Annotated in this window: 18 protein-coding genes; 4 read left to right on the forward strand and 14 right to left on the reverse strand. The window is 68.4% G+C overall.

Going from position 1 to position 17,390, the window contains the following annotated elements; all coding sequences use genetic code 11:
• Window positions 1-513: 513 nt before the first annotated feature.
• The 3 genes from dprA to EII35_RS11470 are packed head-to-tail and all read right to left on the reverse strand — an operon-like array spanning window position 514 to window position 3,526.
• Window positions 514-1,623, reverse strand: a complete 1,110-nt coding sequence (gene dprA / locus EII35_RS11460; RefSeq protein WP_125228606.1) for a DNA-processing protein DprA — start codon at window positions 1,621-1,623, stop codon at window positions 514-516.
• Window positions 1,623-3,155 carry a YifB family Mg chelatase-like AAA ATPase gene (locus tag EII35_RS11465; RefSeq protein ID WP_125228607.1) on the reverse strand — a complete coding sequence of 511 codons (1,533 nt, stop codon included), beginning with the start codon at window positions 3,153-3,155 and terminating at the stop codon, window positions 1,623-1,625. Before EII35_RS11465 ends, dprA begins: the two co-directional genes overlap by 1 nt.
• Window positions 3,149-3,526: a YraN family protein gene (locus EII35_RS11470; protein WP_260465111.1), complete on the reverse strand. Its 378-nt coding sequence runs from the start codon at window positions 3,524-3,526 to the stop codon at window positions 3,149-3,151. Before EII35_RS11470 ends, EII35_RS11465 begins: the two co-directional genes overlap by 7 nt.
• A 244-nt stretch (window positions 3,527-3,770) precedes the next feature.
• Here EII35_RS11470 and EII35_RS11475 point away from each other — a divergent pair, with 244 nt between their 5' ends.
• The 3 genes from EII35_RS11475 (at window position 3,771) to EII35_RS11485 (ending at window position 8,558) form a co-directional block, all read left to right on the forward strand.
• Window positions 3,771-5,006, forward strand: a complete 1,236-nt coding sequence (locus tag EII35_RS11475) for an NAD(P)/FAD-dependent oxidoreductase (RefSeq protein ID WP_125228609.1) — start codon at window positions 3,771-3,773, stop codon at window positions 5,004-5,006.
• Between the two features lie 109 nt (window positions 5,007-5,115).
• The gene (locus tag EII35_RS11480; protein ID WP_125228610.1) at window positions 5,116-6,537 is read left to right on the forward strand and encodes a cryptochrome/photolyase family protein; all 1,422 of its coding nucleotides are present in this window, start codon (window positions 5,116-5,118) and stop codon (window positions 6,535-6,537) included.
• An 83-nt stretch (window positions 6,538-6,620) separates the two neighbouring features.
• Window positions 6,621-8,558, forward strand: a complete 1,938-nt coding sequence (locus EII35_RS11485; protein WP_125228611.1) for an alpha/beta hydrolase family protein — start codon at window positions 6,621-6,623, stop codon at window positions 8,556-8,558.
• On the opposite strand, the gene EII35_RS11490 is transcribed toward EII35_RS11485, so the two are convergent.
• The 11 genes from EII35_RS11490 to rpsP all read right to left on the reverse strand — a co-directional run bounded on the left by EII35_RS11490 (window position 8,549) and on the right by rpsP (window position 16,532).
• Window positions 8,549-8,860, reverse strand: a complete 312-nt coding sequence (locus EII35_RS11490) for a DUF2469 domain-containing protein (RefSeq protein ID WP_125228612.1) — start codon at window positions 8,858-8,860, stop codon at window positions 8,549-8,551. The genes EII35_RS11485 and EII35_RS11490 overlap by 10 nt on opposite strands.
• Window positions 8,857-9,474, reverse strand: a complete 618-nt coding sequence (locus EII35_RS11495; protein ID WP_395858246.1) for a ribonuclease HII — start codon at window positions 9,472-9,474, stop codon at window positions 8,857-8,859. The genes EII35_RS11490 and EII35_RS11495 overlap by 4 nt, the downstream gene beginning before the upstream one ends.
• Window positions 9,471-10,259, reverse strand: coding sequence for a signal peptidase I (gene lepB, locus EII35_RS16545; RefSeq protein ID WP_125228614.1), 789 nt, complete (start codon window positions 10,257-10,259; stop codon window positions 9,471-9,473). Before lepB ends, EII35_RS11495 begins: the two co-directional genes overlap by 4 nt.
• A 139-nt stretch (window positions 10,260-10,398) precedes the next feature.
• Complete coding sequence (gene rplS, locus EII35_RS11505) at window positions 10,399-10,749, reverse strand: 50S ribosomal protein L19 (RefSeq protein ID WP_125228615.1); 351 nt, start codon at window positions 10,747-10,749, stop codon at window positions 10,399-10,401.
• Window positions 10,750-10,959: 210 nt separating this feature from the next.
• A complete protein-coding gene (locus tag EII35_RS11510; RefSeq protein ID WP_125228616.1) occupies window positions 10,960-11,709 on the reverse strand; it encodes a succinate dehydrogenase/fumarate reductase iron-sulfur subunit in 750 nt (249 codons plus the stop codon).
• Window positions 11,706-13,718, reverse strand: coding sequence for a fumarate reductase/succinate dehydrogenase flavoprotein subunit (locus EII35_RS11515; protein ID WP_125228617.1), 2,013 nt, complete (start codon window positions 13,716-13,718; stop codon window positions 11,706-11,708). The genes EII35_RS11510 and EII35_RS11515 overlap by 4 nt, the downstream gene beginning before the upstream one ends.
• On the reverse strand, window positions 13,715-14,425 hold the full coding sequence (locus tag EII35_RS11520; RefSeq protein WP_125228618.1) for a succinate dehydrogenase cytochrome b subunit: 711 nt from the start codon (window positions 14,423-14,425) through the stop codon (window positions 13,715-13,717). The genes EII35_RS11515 and EII35_RS11520 overlap by 4 nt, the downstream gene beginning before the upstream one ends.
• Before the next feature lie 132 nt (window positions 14,426-14,557).
• Window positions 14,558-15,271 carry a tRNA (guanosine(37)-N1)-methyltransferase TrmD gene (trmD, locus tag EII35_RS11525; RefSeq protein WP_125228619.1) on the reverse strand — a complete coding sequence of 238 codons (714 nt, stop codon included), beginning with the start codon at window positions 15,269-15,271 and terminating at the stop codon, window positions 14,558-14,560.
• A complete protein-coding gene (gene rimM, locus EII35_RS11530; RefSeq protein WP_125228620.1) occupies window positions 15,268-15,786 on the reverse strand; it encodes a ribosome maturation factor RimM in 519 nt (172 codons plus the stop codon). The genes trmD and rimM overlap by 4 nt, the downstream gene beginning before the upstream one ends.
• Before the next feature lie 9 nt (window positions 15,787-15,795).
• Window positions 15,796-16,044: an RNA-binding protein gene (locus EII35_RS11535; protein ID WP_125228623.1), complete on the reverse strand. Its 249-nt coding sequence runs from the start codon at window positions 16,042-16,044 to the stop codon at window positions 15,796-15,798.
• 5 nt (window positions 16,045-16,049) lie between these two features.
• Window positions 16,050-16,532 carry a 30S ribosomal protein S16 gene (gene rpsP / locus EII35_RS11540; protein ID WP_125228621.1) on the reverse strand — a complete coding sequence of 161 codons (483 nt, stop codon included), beginning with the start codon at window positions 16,530-16,532 and terminating at the stop codon, window positions 16,050-16,052.
• Between the two features lie 194 nt (window positions 16,533-16,726).
• On the opposite strand from rpsP, the gene EII35_RS11545 reads away from it, so the two are divergent.
• A complete protein-coding gene (locus EII35_RS11545) occupies window positions 16,727-17,071 on the forward strand; it encodes a metallopeptidase family protein (RefSeq protein ID WP_125228622.1) in 345 nt (114 codons plus the stop codon).
• Window positions 17,072-17,390 lie beyond the last annotated feature (319 nt).

Consider the following 17,390-nt stretch of genomic DNA (forward strand, 5'->3'; position numbering starts at 1 on the left):
CCGCCACCTTCGTCATCCTGCAGGCCTTCAGCCTGGCAGCCGCCGTGGTGCCCGTCGACCTCCATCTGTCCATCACCCCGACCGCGATCGCGGTGTGGCTGCACCTCGCCCTCGTCGCCGCGACGGTGTGGGTCCTGGCCGACGGCCAATGGCGCCCCCGCAGCGCGGCCCTGTTGCTGGGTGTGGCCGCCGCCCAGACACTGGGGGACTTCCGTTTCTTCCTCGACGATCCGCTGGCCGCACTGTTCGGTGCCTCCGCTGTGGCCGCCCTCCTGATCGGCTTGATGTGGCGTCTGCTGACCGACGGTGAGTTCACCCACGAGGAGTCCCGCCTGCTCCCCCGGGACTCACGCATCCTGCTGTACCTGGCGAGCGCGGGATTCGCCATCACCTTCCTCGTCTTCGGTGCAGCCGTGCGGAGCAACATGTGGTTCATCGACCTCGAGACCGTGGAGGAGCACGGCGACTGGGTCTACGCGCCCGCCCTCCTCGTCACGCTGAGTCTCGTCGGGGTCACCCAGGCCGTCGCGGCAGACTCCATCCCCCCTCCGACTCGACCACCCAACCCCGTTCCACCAGTTCCGCCACCGCCGCCAGCACCACCGGGACCGCCAGGCCCGTGGCAGCGGACAACCATTCCGCCCCGGCCACCCCGCGGGTCGGCATGGCCTCACGGACGGCCCTGAGCTGCGGCGGAAGTGTCTCCAACGGCTCAGCCGGTCCCCGCAGCAGTGGTTCGGCGACACTGCCGAGGGGCTCCAACAGGGCGAGGACGTCATCGACGCAGGTGACGAGCGACGCGGACCCATCCCGGATCATGTGGTGGGTCGCCATGGACATCGAGGAGGTGACGGGTCCCGGGACCGCCATGAGGATCCGGCACATCTCCCCCGCCCAGGCCGCCGTGTTCCGTGCCCCCGACCTTGCCCCCGCCTCCACGACGATGGTCCCGACCGCCAGGGCGGCGATGATCCGGTTGCGCGCCAGGAAGGTTCCCCGAACCGGTTGCTGCCCGGGCGGGAGCTCCGTCCACACCGTTCCCCGGCCCTCGATCTGCCGCCGAAGCCGCTCATGGGTGGTGGGGTAGGTCCTGTCGATGCCCGTGGCCATGACAGCCGCTGAGCTCCCGCCGACGGCGAGGGCCGCACGGTGGGCCGCCGCGTCGATCCCGAACGCCATCCCGGAGATGACACACCACCCTGCATCGGCAAGTCCCGCCGCCAGTTCCTCGGCGACGTGGAGCCCGTAGCCGGTTGCGGCCCGGGCGCCGACGATCGCGACGGATCGTCCCGGAAGGTGGCCCTCGGCACTCCCGGTCACCCAGACCCCGATGGGTTCACCTCCCATCTCCCCCACGCACGCGTCGCCGAGCGCCGCGAACTCCCGGGGCCACTGCTCATCGCCTGGGATGAGGAAACGCGCTCCGCAGCGGGCCGTCTCCTCCGCCAGGACCTGCGGCTCCACCGTCCGGGCGCGACGTCCCAACGCGGTGGTCTCCCCCTGCGCCCGCACCGCGTGCCACACCTCCTCGGGTCCGTGGCTCCTGATGAGTTGAGCCAGTCTCGGATCCGCCACGTGGTTGAGAGCGCACAGCCCCATGCGTGCCAGTCTTTCCTCGTCCATCAGACCGCGCTCCCGAGCGTTCCCTGCCGCATCGCCATGGCGATGCGCAGTGAGGTGGCGGAAATGACCTCCTCCTCCGCAAGGTCGGCCACCGTCCAGGCCAGCCGCAACACCTTGTCCACCCCGCGGGCGCTGAGCTGTCCCCGGGCGAGGGCCCGCTCGAGCGGGGCAACGTCCTCTGGGAGCGGAAGCTCCCTCCTGATGAAGGGGCCGGGGACCTCGCCGTTGGTGCGCCACGGGGTGCCGGCCAGCCGGCGTCGTTGTCGATCCCGGGCCGCCGCGACCCGTTCAGCGATCGTCGCGCTGCCCTCCGGGGGAGGTCCTTCGGTGGAGACGATGCTCTGCCGGATGGGCAGCATCTGGTGCCGGATGTCGATGCGGTCCATCACCGGCCCGGTGAGCCGTTCCTGGTACCGCCGCACCGTCACCGGGGCGCACGTGCACTCCTTGCCCACCACCCCGGCGAAGCCACAGGGACACGGGTTGGCCGCCAGTACCAGCTGGAAACTGGCCGGGTACCGGACCTGCCCGCTCGCCCTGCCGATGGTGACCCAGCCGCATTCGAGCGGGGTCCGGAGACTGTCCAGGATCCGGGCCCCGAACTCCGGGGCCTCGTCGAGGAACAGCACGCCTCGATGGGCGAGCGAGATCGCCCCTGGGCGCACCACACGGGCACCTCCTCCGATGATGGCCGCCGCGCTCGACGAATGGTGCGGGTCCGCGTAGGGCGGTCGGAGCAGGAGCCCCGAGCTCAGGTCCTCACCGGCCAACGAATGAAGGGCCGAGACCTCGACGGCCTCGTCGTTGTCCAGCGGCGGGAGGATGCTGGGGAGTCTTGCGGCCAGCATCGTCTTGCCGACCCCGGGGGCGCCGTGGAGAAGCACATGGTGTCGACCCGCAGCGGCCACCTCCATGACCCAGCGCCCCTCCGCGTGACCGTGCACGTCGCGGAAATCCTTCACGGGGCTCTCCTCCGCCCCCTCCGTGGGGTCCGGGGATGGATGGTCGGGTTCAGGGATCTCTCCCCTCAGGACCGCCTGCAACTGCCCGAGGTCCGAGAGGGGCACGCTGCGGATGCCTGGCACCAGGGCCGCCTCCGCGGCCTGGGAGGCGGGGACGAACGCGGAGTCGAAGCCCGCCCTGCTGGCCGCGAACAGTGCGGGAAGGATCCCTGAGGCACGCCGCAGGCGCCCGTCCAGGCCCAGTTCTCCCCAGTAGACGTGGCGGCGTGTCGCCGTGGCCGGCACCTGCCCCGTGACGGCCAGCTGGGCCGCAGCGATGGCCAGGTCGTAATGGGTCCCCGCCTTGGGGAGGTTGGCCGGTGTCAGGTTGATGGTCACGAGCCCCGAGTGCCACTCCAGGCCGGCTCCCAGCACTGCTGCCCGGACCCGCTCCTTGGCTTGGGAGAGAGCGGCGTCCGGCAGGCCGACGAGGGCGATCCGGGGCAGGCCACCGCCCCGCGCCACCTCCACCTCGACGGGTTCACCATCGATCCCGTTGAGGGCCACGGACCAGGCTGAGGCGGTCAACATCCGTCGATCCCCTTCACGTGTCGTAGCCGCGGCTCCTCCCCGGGGATGAGCAGCACCCCGATGGCATCCAGCCGCAACGTCGGGGCCGGGACCGCGTGCTCCGCCAGCCACAGCAGGCAGAGCTGCCGCAGCTTTCCCTGCTTGCGCCATGTCACGGCGTCGAGTGGGTCGCCGAAACCGAGTCCGGCCCGGGTCTTGACCTCGACGAAGACCAGGGCGTCTGCCTCCGGGTCGAAGGCGACGATGTCCAGTTCCCCGTCCCGGCATCGCCAGTTCCGGTCGAGGATGTGCCACCCGAGGGTGGCCAGGTGACGCACGGCGAGTTCCTCGCCGCGACGTCCCAGTGCGTGTGGTGCGGTGACTGCGTTCACGATGACCTCCTGCCACTTCCTAGGGCAGGAAAGGTCCCCCAGAACGCTTCTCCACAGCCGGTTCCGTGAACAGGGGCATGCCATCCTTGGAGCTGTCGAAGCCGGTGCTGGTGCAGATCGCTGTCAGGTTTGGCATGCTTCTCGGAACAGGGTCGAGGCGACCACACCCGAGGATCCCGTCGGGCACGAGGGATCCGGGAGGGCGCGGTGCACCGGCCACCGGATCGCACCTCGGGAGCACACCATGGACACGACAGACCTCACCGCAGACGTCATCGTCGTCGGCGCCGGCGTCGCAGGCCTCGCAGCGGCACGCCGCCTTCGGGACCTGGAGCACACCGTCACCGTCCTGGAGGCCAGTGACCGCATCGGCGGCCGGATCACCACCGATGAGGTGGACGGCTTCCTCGTGGATCGAGGCTTCCAGGTCCTCAATCCTGCCTATCGGCACCTCGGGCGGAGCATCGACGTGTCACGCCTGGGAATGCGTCCATTCCCGCGGGCCGTTCGGGTGCGTACGGACCACGGTCTCGTCGAGTTGGTCGATCCGACCCGTCGCCCTCAGGCCCTACCCGCGATGCTGAGATCGGGACTCCTCGGGAAGCAGGATCTGGCGGCCGTGCGCCTGTTGATGCAGCTCCGGGGCGTGGACAGCACCCGAGGGGAGGCCTTCGACCGTGTCGGGTTCACCGGCCCCCTGCGCCGCAGGGTCGTCGATCCCTTCCTCTCGGGTGTCGTCTGTGAGCGGGACGGGAGCACGTCCTGGCACCACACGGCTTGGCTGATCGGTCGTTTCGTCGCCGGCACCCCCGGGCTTCCGAGCGGCGGCATGCGCACCCTTCCGCGTCTCCTGGCCGAAGGGCTCGACGTCCGAACGGGACAGCACGTCACCACCATCGAGCCGACTGACGGGCTGGTACGGGTCACAACCCGTGGCGGGGAGGTGCTGTCCTGCCGAATCGTCATCGTCGCCGCTGGCCCGGAGGCGACCTGTTCGCTCACCAACCACCCCGCTCCGCCGATGCGAGGCACCCGGACCTTCTGGTTCAGCACCAGTGAATCCCCCAGTGACAGCCCTGCCATTCACATCGACGGCCGGGAACGAGCCGACGTCGGGCACCCCGTCGTGACCAGCTGCGTCATCAGTCATCTCGCTCCCGAGTACGCCCCGGATGGACAACACCTCGTGGCAGCACTCACGCTCACCGCTGACAACGACCCCACCGAGGAGAACACCCGCCATCACCTCTCCGAGCTCTTCGGCGTCGACACGGGGCCATGGCGGATGATCGCGACCCAGGACATCCCGGGGACCCTGCCCGCCGTGTTGCCGGGAGAAGCGGCAGGGCCACGCGTCGAACGCAACGGGGCTGTCATCTCGTGCGGGGACCACTTCGGCAATGCCTCCACCGACGGCGCCATGGCCTCCGGACATCAGGCCGCCCGGCTGGCCGCCCAGGTGATTCGGAACCCGATGTGAGACCCGGGAGCCGTCCGACATTCCGCCGGGACGCTCGTCCCGGCTGCCCGTCCCACGTCGCTTTCCCCGGACGCGATCACGGCCACGGCAACGACCCGGGAGGACACCCATGACGACGTTGCTGTGGCTCCGCGACGACCTGAGGCTGACCGATCACGAGGCGCTGAGCGCCTCCAGCGACGACGCCAGGGCGCACGATGGGTGCGTGGTCGCCCTGTGGATCCGGGAGCAACTCCCGGACTCGGCGGAACCCGGGCTGGGGGCACGTCCGCTGGGGGCACGTCCGCTGGGGGCGGCCAGCCGCTGGTGGACCCACCGCAGCCTGGCCGAACTGGCGCCCCGACTTGCCGAACTCGGCATCCCCCTGTTGTTCACCCGAGGGGATCCACGCGAGATCGTCCCCCGGGTGGCCCACGCGCTGGGTGCCTCCACCGTGCGATGGTCACGTCGCTACGCCCCGGGCGCCAGAGCCTTGGATGCCATGGTGAAGAGCGCCGTCCTCCAGAGCGGGATCCGGGCCCACAGCCATCCGGGAGCGCTGCTCGTCGAACCCTGGCTGGTCTCCACCGCCTCGGGCGGTCATTACAGCGTCTTCACGCCATTCCATCGAGCCGCAGCAGCGGTTCCGACGGGCCCACTTCGTGCCGTTCCCTCACTCCTGCCAGAGCCTGACGCGGCAATCCGTGACGCCATGGCACGCCTCGCGGCGGACCGCGTCACCTGCTCCCTCGACGAGCTGGGCCTGCTCGACCACAGCCCACCGTGGTGGCGTGACACCGTGGAACAGCACTGGTGTCCGGGGGAACTGGCTGCCCTGGAGCGACTCGACAGGACGAACACCTGGCTGGGGTCCTACGCCACGAGTCGGGACCTGCCCGCCGACCCCGATTCGACGAGCAGGCTCTCCCCCCATCTCAGGTCTGGGGAGATCTCCCCCAGAACACTGCTCCTGGCGGCCCAGGGCCGATCCCTGCCATCGAAGGATGTGACGGCCTGGGTCAGGCAGTTGTACTGGCGGGAGTTCTGTTGGCACCTGACCTACCACGTCCCGAATCTGCGGCACCGCCCGCTGCGCCAGCGTTTCGAGGACTTCCCGTACCAGGAGTCGCCGGAGTTGCTGCGTGCCTGGCAGCGGGGGCACACAGGCATCGACCTGGTCGATGCGGGCATGCTCGAGCTGTGGCACACCGGTTGGATGCACAATCGCGTCCGTATGGTCACCGCATCACTCCTCACCAAGAACATGTTGCAACCATGGTGGCTCGGGGAGCAGTGGTTCTGGGACACCCTGGTGGATGCCGACGAGGCCAACAACCCGGTCCAGTGGCAGTGGGTGGCCGGGTGCGGCGCTGACGCAGCCCCGTACTTCCGGGTGTTCAACCCGGACCTGCAGGCCCGGCGGCATGACCCGGACAATCGCTACATCGGACGATGGCTGTCGCTTCGGGAACCGGGTGGCATCACCCCCGTGGTGGATCTCGCGGAGTCCCGTCGAGCAGCCCTCGAGGCCTATGAGATCATCCGGGACTGACCTCGGGAATCTCAGGTGGTCATGGGGACACTCCCGGGACCACAGTGGATGTGCCCGTCCGCGCACCCTCTAACATGTCGGTCATGCGCCCCGACCAACTGGATGCCATGCCGATCCTGTCCCGCCCCACGCTCCATCCCAGTGGGGATCATGCGGTGGTGGCCGTTTCCCACGCCAGCTTCAGGGTCGACGACCAGGTCGGTCAGCTGTGGCGCGTCCCCCTCGACGGTGGTCGGTGTCGGCGGATCACCCGCGGCTATCACGACACCTCACCCCGTTTCTCCCCCGACGGGAGGCTGTTGGCTTTTCTGCGTCGCCATCCCGGCACCCCGGCCCAGCTGTTCGTCGCCCCCGCGGCCGGAGGGGAGCCCGTCCAGGTCACCGATCAGCCCTTGGGGGTGTCCTCCTTCAGCTTCTCGGATGACTCGTCCCGTGTGGTGTTCATCGCCCGGGTCCCCGAGCAGGGACGGTACGGCACCGTCGAGGACATCGACGCGGCCCACGAATCCCCGCGGGCCTTCAGCCAGTTCCAGACCAGGCACAACGGGCTCGGGTGGTTCCGCGACCGCCCGGCCCAGGTGTTCACGGTCACGCTCCCGGATCCCGAGGACGAACCCCATCTCACACCGAGCGGTCAGGGCGAGGTCCACGGCATCGAGGAGGGCTCGGAGTTCCCCGAGGCCATCCGGATGACCCAGGACGACCTCGACTGGGCCACCCCCATCCTCGACGCGGACGGCGCCGTCATCGCGGCGGCGAACCGCCGGGGCGATCACACGCTGGCCAGCGACCTGTGGCGCCTGCGTCAGGGCCACGAACCGGTCTGCCTCACCCCGGAGCTGACCACGGACACCCACTCCCCGTGCCGGTCGGGCGACCGCCTGTACTTCGCGGCGGGGGACCTGGGGGACGGCATCGACTTCGTCGGCCACCACCCCACGGTGTGGCTGGCTGACGAACCCTCCCGGCAGCTGGAGGATCTCACCGTGGTGGGGCCCTTCGCCGCCATGTCGGAGGGGAGGATCGTCGTTCCCACCGCGCACCGCGGCACCCAACGTGCCGTGATCGTCTCCCCGGATGCCACGCACACCATCGAGGACGACACCTGGGACGTGGAGGCCGTGGCCGCCGCCGGTGACGTCGTCGTCGCGACGGTGACGAGCGCCACGAGCACCGGCGAGCTGGCGGTGCTCCGGGAGGGACGCTGGGAGGTGCTCACCGATTTCGGCGCGGCTCTCGGCGGGGCCGCGCGACCCCGGGAGCTGCACGCCACCGCCCCCGACGGGTACCCCGTGCACGGCTGGCTGCTCACCCCCGCCGGTCCCGGACCCCATCCCGTGCTGCTCATGATCCACGGCGGCCCCTACAGCGCCTACCGCCGGACCTTCTTCGACGAGGCCCAGGTGGCCGTGGCGGCAGGGTACGCCGTGGTGATGTGCAACCCCCGGGGCTCCTGGGGCTACGGCACCGACCACGGCAGGGCGATCAAGGGCGACATGGGCAACCTCGATGCCAAGGATGTGCTCGCCTTCCTCGACCACTGCCTCACGGTCGAGGCCTCCCTCGACGCCGACCGGGTCGGCATCATGGGCGGCTCCTACGGTGGTTTCCTCACCGCCTGGATCATCGCTCACGAGCACCGGTTCCGTGCTGCCATCGTGGAACGTGCCTTCCTCGACACCTGGAGCTTCATCGGCTCCTCCGACATCGGCTGGTTCTTCCCCCAGCAGTACACCAGCCCTGACCACGCCGAGGCGGACCGTCAATCACCCATGAACCTGGCCCACCGGGTGAGGACCCCCACGCTGGTGATCCACTCCGAGCAGGATCTGCGTTGCCCCATCCATCAGGGACTCCAGTACCACGCGCTGTTGAAGCAGGCGGGGGTGGAAACGGAGATGCTGGTGTTCCCCGGGGAGAACCACGAACTGACCCGTTCGGGTACGCCGTGGCACCGGCGGCAGCGCTTCGAGGCGGTCATGGCCTTCTGGGCGAAGCACCTGCCGGTGCGTCAGCCCTGATCCGGTACCTGGAAGTCCGAATGGGCGATCTCCTCGATGGAGACGTCACGGAAGGTGAGCACCTTCGCCGACTTCACGAAGCGGGCCGGGCGGTACATGTCCCACACCCACGCGTCGCCCATCGACACCTCGTAGTAGACGTCCCCACCCTCGGTGCGGACCTTGAGGTCGACGGCGTTGCACAGGTAGAAGCGACGTTCGGTCTCCACCGCATAGGTGAAGATGCTGACCACGTCCTTGTACTCGTGGTAGAGGTCAAGCTCCAGCTTGCTCTCGTACTGCTCCAGCTCTTCTGCGCTCATGGTGAGCCCACTCTAGCCGCATCCGCGACGCACGAGTAGCTCATGCGGTGGAGCGTCGTCGGTCCGAGCTCGGCCAGGGCCTTGATGTGGGCCTGGGTGCAGTAACCCTTGTGGCCGGCCAGGCCGTAGCCGGGGAACTCCGCGTCGTGGGCCACCATCATGGCGTCCCGCGTCACCTTGGCGACGATCGATGCGGCACTCACACACGCCGCCACCTTGTCGCCCTTCCACACCGCCAGTCCCGGGATGCCCAGGCCATCGACGGGGAACCCGTCGGTCAGGACGAAGGCGGGACGCACCGACAGTCGGGCGACGGCCCGACGCATCCCCTGGATGTCCGCCTCATGCATGCCCAACGCGTCGCACTCGGCCGCCTCCACACGGACCCACGACACGGCGAGGGCCTGCTCGAGGATCCGCTCGCACAGGGCCTCCCGTTTCCTCGCGGTGAGGGCCTTGGAGTCGTCGAGACCGGCAATGGGGCGCCCGGGATCGAGGATCACCGCGGCCGCGACGAGTGGGCCCGCGCAGGCCCCACGCCCGGCCTCGTCGACACCGGCCACGGGGGCCAGCCCGGAGTCGGCGAGGAGTTGTTCGTATCCGCCGCCGGTCAACACCCCGGCGGGGCTTCCAGGATGACGGGATCGGCGGGGGGCGGCTCCGTCGGGTCGGGAACCGAGGCGTAGACCTCCGGCACCCGGAACGTGGCGAGTCGGTCGAGCGGCGCGACGATCGCGACGGCGGCCCCCACGACCTTGTCCCGTGGGACGAAGGCGGCCGCTCCCTTCACGCCTGAGGTTCCGTCCTGCTGCAGCCGGCATCGGGAGTCCGCCGAGGCGTTGCGATGGTCCCCCATGACGAACAGGTGTCCCTCGGGAACCACGACGTCGAAGGTCACGCTGGAGGGGACCACCTGGACCCCGCTCTCGGTGAAGAGATAGCTGCTCTCGTCGATCGCGGTTCCGTTCACGGTCACCGCACCGTCCTCGGTGCAGCACTTGACCCGGTCACCGGGCATGCCGATGACACGTTTGATGAGGTACTCGACCCCGGAGTTCGGGAGGATCCCGATGAACTCGAGGACCTGCTTGGCCGGGCTCGTGTCCTTCGTCGACGGTGGCAGCCAGGTGCCGGGATCGGCGAAGACGACGACGTCGCCCCGCTGGAAGCCGCCGATCTTGGAGACGATGACACGATCGCCGACCTGCAGCGTGTTCTCCATGGAGCCGCTGGGGATGACGAACATCTGCGCGATGAAGCTCCGCATCACGATGATGATGACGAGAGCAACCGCCAGGAGGGCGCCGATCTCCCCCACCGCCCCCAGGATCTTGCGTCCGAGGGATCGCGGTCGCTTCTCCGCGGTCGTTTCGGGGGCGGTCTCCTCAGCCTCGCTCACTGTTACTCCTTCAGACAACGAAACGGCCCGCGCCGTCGGGACTCACCCTACCGGCGCGGGCCTGGTACGAGCATGTGGGAAGCGCGGAGAGGCGGAAACCACTGCGGTCACCCCGGTGCCCCTGTCCGCGCATCCCCTCTCAGGCGCGCTTCTCCTTGATCTTCGCAGCCTTGCCGCGCAGACCCCGCAGGTAGTAGAGCTTGGCGCGACGCACGTCGCCGCGGCGCTCCACCTCGATCTTCTCGATGATGGGGCTGTGGAGCGGGAAGGTGCGCTCGATGCCGACGCCGAAGCTGACCTTGCGGACCGTGAAGGCCTCCTGGACGCCACCGGCGTTGCGGGCGATCACGACACCGGCGAAGACCTGGATACGGGAGCGGTTGCCCTCGATGACTCGCACGTGCACGCGCACGGAGTCACCGGCACGGAACTCGGGCACATCGGTGCGGAGCGAGGCCTCGTCGATGGCCTTGATGATCGGGTTGGTCATGATGTTCCTCGTCAGTGCCACAGGACACCGCGGTAGTTGTGGTTCCGAACGGCCCCGGACGATCCCCCTGTGGCAGGAGCCGGAGCACGACGGGCCACCCTCACGGGCAGCAGCCCCCAAGTATGCCAGTCGCGGGCCGCACAAGCCAACGTGGGGCGCCCGGATGTCCGGACGCCCCACGTGGGTGGCAGGGAGCGGGTGGGTTCCCTCTTACTTCCCGTCGCCCTTGAACAGCGACTTGATGAGGTCGCGGTTCAGCTGGGAGATCGACTCGAGCGGGATGCCCTTCGGGCACACCGCGGCGCACTCACCGATGTTGGTGCAGTTGCCGAAGCCCTCCTCGTCGTGCTGGGCCACCATCGCCTTGACGCGACGGTACCGTTCGGGCTGGCCCTGCGGGAGCATCGCGAGGTGGGTGATCTTGGCCGCGGTGAAGAGCATGCCCGAGGAGTTCGGGCATGCCGCGACACACGCACCACAACCGATGCAGGTGGCGTTGTCGAAGGCCCGGTCGGCCTCGCGCTTCGGCGCGGGGGTGGCGTGGGCGTCCGGGGCCGAACCCGTGTTCGACGAGATGTAGCCGCCGGAGGCGATGATCCGGTCCAGGGCGGTGCGGTCGACGGCCAGGTCCTTGATGACCGGGAACGCGCCCGCACGCCACGGCTCGATCTCGATCGTGGCCCCGTCGGCGAAGGACCGCATGTGGAGCTGGCAGGTGGTGGTGGCGGAGCCGCCGTGGGCGACACCGTTGATCACCACACCACACATGCCACAGATGCCCTCACGGCAGTCGTGATCGAAGGCCACGGGCTCCTTGTTCTCGGCGGTGAGCTGCTCGTTGAGCATGTCCAACATCTCGAGGAAGGACATGTCCTCGGACACCCCGTCGAGGTGGTAGTCGACCATCTGGCCGGTCGCGTTGGGACCGGCCTGGCGCCAGATGCGCAGCTTGAGCTTCACTTGTAACTCCGTTGCTTCAGTTCGATTGCCTTGTAGACGAGGGGCTCGCGGTGCAGCACGGGCTTGGCGCCCTCACCGCCCCACTCCCAGGCCGCGACGTAGAGGAACTCGTCGTCGTGACGCAGCGCCTCTCCCTCCTCGGTCTGCGACTCGGCCCGGAAGTGGCCGCCGCAGGATTCACGACGGTGCAGCGCGTCGATGCACATGAGCTCGCCGAGCTCCATGAAGTCCGCGACGCGGCCCGCACGCTCGAGGGCCTGGTTGAAGTCCTCGTTGACGCCGGTGACCCGGACGTTGCTCCAGTACTCCTCGCGCAGCTTGCGGATGAGACCGATGGCCTTGATGAGGCCCTCCTCGGTCCGCTCCATGCCGCAGTACTCCCACATGATCTGGCCCAGTTCCTTGTGGAACGAGTCGACCGAGCGGGTGCCCTGGATGCTGAGGAGCCGGTTGATCCGGTCCTTGGCGGAGGTGACGGCCTCGACGACGGCCGGGTGATCGGCCGCGAGCTTCTCGAAGGGGGCCCCGGCGAGGTAGTCGTTGATCGTGTTCGGCAGGACGAAGTAGCCGTCGGCCAGGCCCTGCATGAGGGCGGAGGCGCCGAGGCGGTTCGCACCATGGTCGGAGAAGTTGGCCTCACCGCACACGTACAGGCCGGTGATGGAGGACTGGAGGTCGTAGTCGACCCACAGGCCACCCATGGTGTAGTGCACCGCCGGGTAGATGCGCATCGGCACCTCGTAGGGGTTCTCACCGGTGATCTGCTGGTACATGTCGAAGAGGTTGCCGTACTTCTTCTCGACGGCGTCCTTGCCCATCCGGTTGATGGCGTCCGAGAAGTCGAGGTAGACACCACGACGCACCTGCTTCGTGGTGCCGTCCGCCTGCTTCTCGGCAACCGCCGGACCCACGCCGCGTCCCTCGTCACACATGTTCTTCGCCTGGCGGGACGCGATGTCGCGGGGAACCAGGTTGCCGAACGCCGGGTAGATGCGCTCCAGGTAGTAGTCGCGCGCCTCCTCCGGGATCTGACGGGGATCCTTGACACAGTCCTCGGCCTTCTTCGGCACCCAGATGCGGCCATCGTTGCGGAGGGACTCCGACATGAGGGTCAGCTTCGACTGGGTGTCGCCGTGCACCGGGATGCAGGTCGGGTGGATCTGCGTGTAGCAGGGGTTGCCGAAGTAGGCGCCCTTGCGGTGCGCACGCCACGTGGCGGTGACGTTGCAGCCCATCGCGTTGGTGGACAGGAAGAAGACGTTGCCGTAGCCGCCGGTGGCCAGCACCACGGCGTCGGCCGTCCAGGCCTCCACCTTGCCGTTGACCATGTTGCGGGTGACGATGCCGCGGGCGCGACCGTCGACGACGATGAGCTCGACCATCTCGTGGCGCGGGTACATCTTGACGGTGCCGGCCTCGACCTGACGCTCCAGCTGCTGGTAGCAGCCGATGAGGAGCTGCTGACCCGTCTGACCGCGGGCGTAGAAGGTGCGCTGCACCTGGACGCCGCCGAAGGAGCGGGTGTCGAGGAGGCCGCCGTACTCGCGGGCGAACGGGACGCCCTGGGCCACGCACTGGTCGATGATGTTGGCGGACACCTCGGCCAGGCGGTAGACGTTGGTCTCACGGGCACGGTAGTCGCCGCCCTTGACCGTGTCGTAGAACAGCCGGTGGGTGGAGTCGTTGTCGTTGCGGTAGTTCTTGGCCGCGTTGATGCCGCCCTGGGCGGCGATCGAGTGGGCACGACGCGGGCTGTCCTGGTAGCAGAAGTTGAGGACGTTGTAACCGGCCTCACCCAGCGTCGCAGCCGCCGCGCCACCCGCCAGGCCGGTGCCGACGATGATGACGCTCAGCTTGCGACGGTTGGCGGGGTTGACGAGCTTCGCCTGGAACTGGCGGGTCTGCCAGACCTTGTCGATCTCGACCTGGGGGGCCTTGTTGTCGGCGATGTCAGCGCCTTCGGCCCAGTACATGTTGGGAACGTTGGTGGTCGTCATGGTGCTACTCACTTCAGGATTCCGAAGGCAACGGCCAAGGGCATGATCATGAAGCCGATGTACAGGACCACGGCCACGAAGATCGCGATGATGTTGAGCCACTTGCGGGAGTTAGCCGAGAGGTTCGCCCCGAGGGTGGCGAAGGCACTCCACAGGCCGTGGCGGATGTGCATGCAGATCAGCACCATGCAGATGGCGTAGAACGCGAGGATCCACCACTGCTGGAAGCCCGCCAGCACCATCGTGTGCGGATGCTCGGCCTTGCCGCCGAGGATGCCGGGGACGATCGTGAACTGGATGAGGTGGAAGATCACGAAGAGCAGGATGATGACACCACCCCAGCGCATGGTGCGCGCGGAGTAGGTCTGGGCCCGACGCTTCGTCACCTGGTACTTGTCACCGCGGTTGCGGATCGTCTTGGCGGACAGGGTCGCCGCGGACCAGATGTGCAGGGCGATCGCGGCGAGCAGCCCGAAGCGGAAGATCCAGATGAAGGTGCCTGCCGGGAGGACGGGGTACAACAGCCCGCCGTCGTCGGAGGCCCCCTTCAGCCAGTGCGCGTAGTGATCGAAGGCCTCGTAGCCCAGGAACATCTTGAGGTTGCCGTACATGTGCACGAGCAGGAACGCGATCATGATCAGACCGGAGACGGCCATGATGGCCTTCCGGGTGACCGTGGAGCGTACCGCCCGCTGATGGGTCGTCAGTGTTGTTGCCACGGGCTCACTCTAGCCCCCCGATCCGGGCGACGTCGCAGGGGGCGGGGAATTTACTACAGGGTGTCGGGAAACACGCCGAAATCCCCCATCTCAAGGCAATTTAGACAAAAATCGCTGTGCGAAATTGACGCCTCAGCGCCCCTCCACGAGGGGATCGTCGAGCAGGTCCGGGCGGCGGGTACGCGTCCGATCCATGGCCTGCTCCCGGCGCCACCGCGCGATCGCCCCGTGGTTGCCGCTGAGGAGGATCTCAGGCACCTGACGGCCACGCCACTCGGCGGGCTTGGTGTAGTTCGGGTACTCCAGGAGGCGATGACCCGGGGCGTGGGACTCCTCGACGAGGGAGTCGGGGTTGCCGATCACCCCGGGCAGCAACCGCACCACGGCCTCGGTGATGGCGAGCACCGCCACCTCTCCCCCGTTGAGGACGTAGTCGCCGAGGCTCACCTCGACCAGGTCGTAGTGCGCCGCGCAGTGATCGAGGACCCGTTGGTCAATGCCCTCGTAACGCCCGCAGGCGAAGACCAGCCGGGGTCGTGCGGCGAGATCGTAGGCGAGGGCCTGGCTGAACGGCACCCCCGTCGGGGTGGGTACCACGACGCACATGGGGGCGGGATGCTCCTGTTCGAGGGCGTCGAGGGCCTCGCCCCAGGGCTCGGGCTTCATCACCATGCCTGCTCCCCCACCGTAGGGGGTGTCGTCGGTGGTGTGGTGTCGATCGTGGGTCCAGGTGCGCAGATCGTGGACGGCGAGGTCGATGACCCCCGATTCGATCGCCTTGCCGACGAGGGAGAGACGCAGCGGCGCCAGGTACTCCGGGAAGATCGTGACGACGTCGATCCTCATCCCTCGTCCTCCAGCAGCCCCCCGACATCCGCGAGGCGCACGTGGCCCTGCTCCAGATCGACGGTGGGCACGAGGGCCTTGACGAAGGGCACGAGTCGGTCCCCGCCGTCGGTACGCACCGTGAGGCAGTCCTGGGCGGGGAGATGGAGGACCTCCACGACGACGCCGACGTCCACTCCTGCCGCATCGAGGACCCGCAGGCCCACCAGCTGGCGGTCGAAGTACTCCTCCGGTTCGCTGGGCTGCTCGTCGGCCGACACGAGGACCATGAGTTTCTCCCCGCGCAGCGTCTCGACGGCGGTCCGGTCGGGGAAACCGACGAAGGACACGAGCAGGCGCCCCCGGTCCCACCGCAGCCGTTCGATCTCGAGGACCCGCCCCGAGATGAGACGCAGCCCGGACCCCGGCTGAAACCGGCGTCCGGGCTCGTCGGTACGCAGATCGACGTGGACGTCACCGCGGATGCCGTGGGCCCTGCCCACGACACCCACGATCACCTCAACCAGATCGGCCAAGGCAGTGACTCAGCGGCGACGCGGTCGGTCGACATCCACGAAGTCGACGCGGACGTGTTCGTTGCCGGCGAGTGCCGTCACCACGGTGCGCAGCGCCGATGCGGTGCGCCCCTGGCGGCCGATGACCTTGCCGACGTCCTCGGGATTCACCCTCACCTCGAGGAGGCGGCCACGCCGGAGGTCCTTGTCCCGAACGGTCACGTCGTCCGGGTTGGCGACGATTCCGGCGACGAGGTGCTCAAGCGCGTCGGCCAGCATGGTGCTCACGCCTCGGCGGCCTCGTCAGCCGCGGCCTCGTCGGCGGCGGGCTCCTCGGCGGCGGCCTCGGTCTCAGCCTCGGCGGCCTTCTTGGCGGCCTCCTCCTCGGCCTTCTTGCGGGCCTTGGAGATGGCGGGCGCTACGGCGTCGCCGTCCTCCGCGAGGGCCTTGGCGAACTCGGCCTCACGATCGCGACGCTCAGGCTGCGGATCGATGCCGGAGGGGCTGGTGTCGCCGGTGAACTTCTGCCAGTCGCCGGAACGCTTCAGGATGGCGATGACGGCCTCAGTCGGCTGGGCGCCCACGGACAGCCAGTACTGGGCGCGCTCGGAGTCGACGCGGATGACCGAGGGATCGTTCTTGGGGTGGTAGATGCCGATCTCCTCGATCGCCTGGCCGTCACGCTTGGCGCGCGAGTCCATCACGACGATGCGGTAGTGGGGCGAGCGGATCTTGCCGAGTCGCTTCAGACGAATCTTGGTAGCCACGGGTGTGGATTCTCCTGTGTGTGAAGTCTGGGTCCAGACGAGTTGGGTGACTGGCCGCGCGCGTGTGGGGCACGCGGGCGGTCCGCCGAGGACAACCATGCTCGCCGGGTTGAGAGGGCGCCAGCGACAGGTGCTGGGCCATTCTGCCAGATGAAGCCACCTGTCCCCAAGCCGACGTGCGTATCATCGAGCGCGTGGAGATCAGCGAGGACGATTTCGAGGCGCTGGTGACGGAGGCCCTGGCGGACCTGCCGACCGAGATCCTCGATGGTCTGGACAACGTCGTGATCGTGACGGAGGACGAACCCGAGGACGGCTCCGACACACTGGGGGTCTACGAGGGCACGGCACTCACTGAGCGGGACTCCTCCTGGTTCGGCGCGTTGCCGGACCGCGTCGTGTTGTTCCGGGGCCCGCTGACCAGGATGTGCGAGGACGAGGACGAACTGTACGAGGAGATCGCCATCACCCTGGTCCATGAGATCGGCCACTTCCACGGCATCGACGAGGACCGCCTCCACGAACTCGGCTGGGGCTGATCGGGGTCCCGGCCGGTCGCCCCGCCGCCCGCCGGCCGGGATCCGCTCAAGTACCAGAGGAGGTTGGAGTCTCGACGCTCCGTCCCAGCCGACCCCCCCCAAAGTGGCGGGGCTGGAGTCAGGTGGGATGTCCTTGGCGCGAGCTAGCATGGCGGTGGTTGTTGTCCTGTGTCTGCGGGGAGGACGTGTCATGGCTGACTTGAGTTTGGATGAATTGAATGCGGCGCAGGATGTGGTGTGGGATTTCGATGTGAGTTCGAGTCTTGCTGAGGCGTTGCGGTCGGCTGCGGTGAGGGTGGAGGCGCAGGTGGGGGTGCGT

Source organism: Arachnia propionica (genome assembly GCF_003932785.1).
Classification (GTDB): Bacteria; Actinomycetota; Actinomycetes; order Propionibacteriales; family Propionibacteriaceae; genus Arachnia; species Arachnia propionica_B.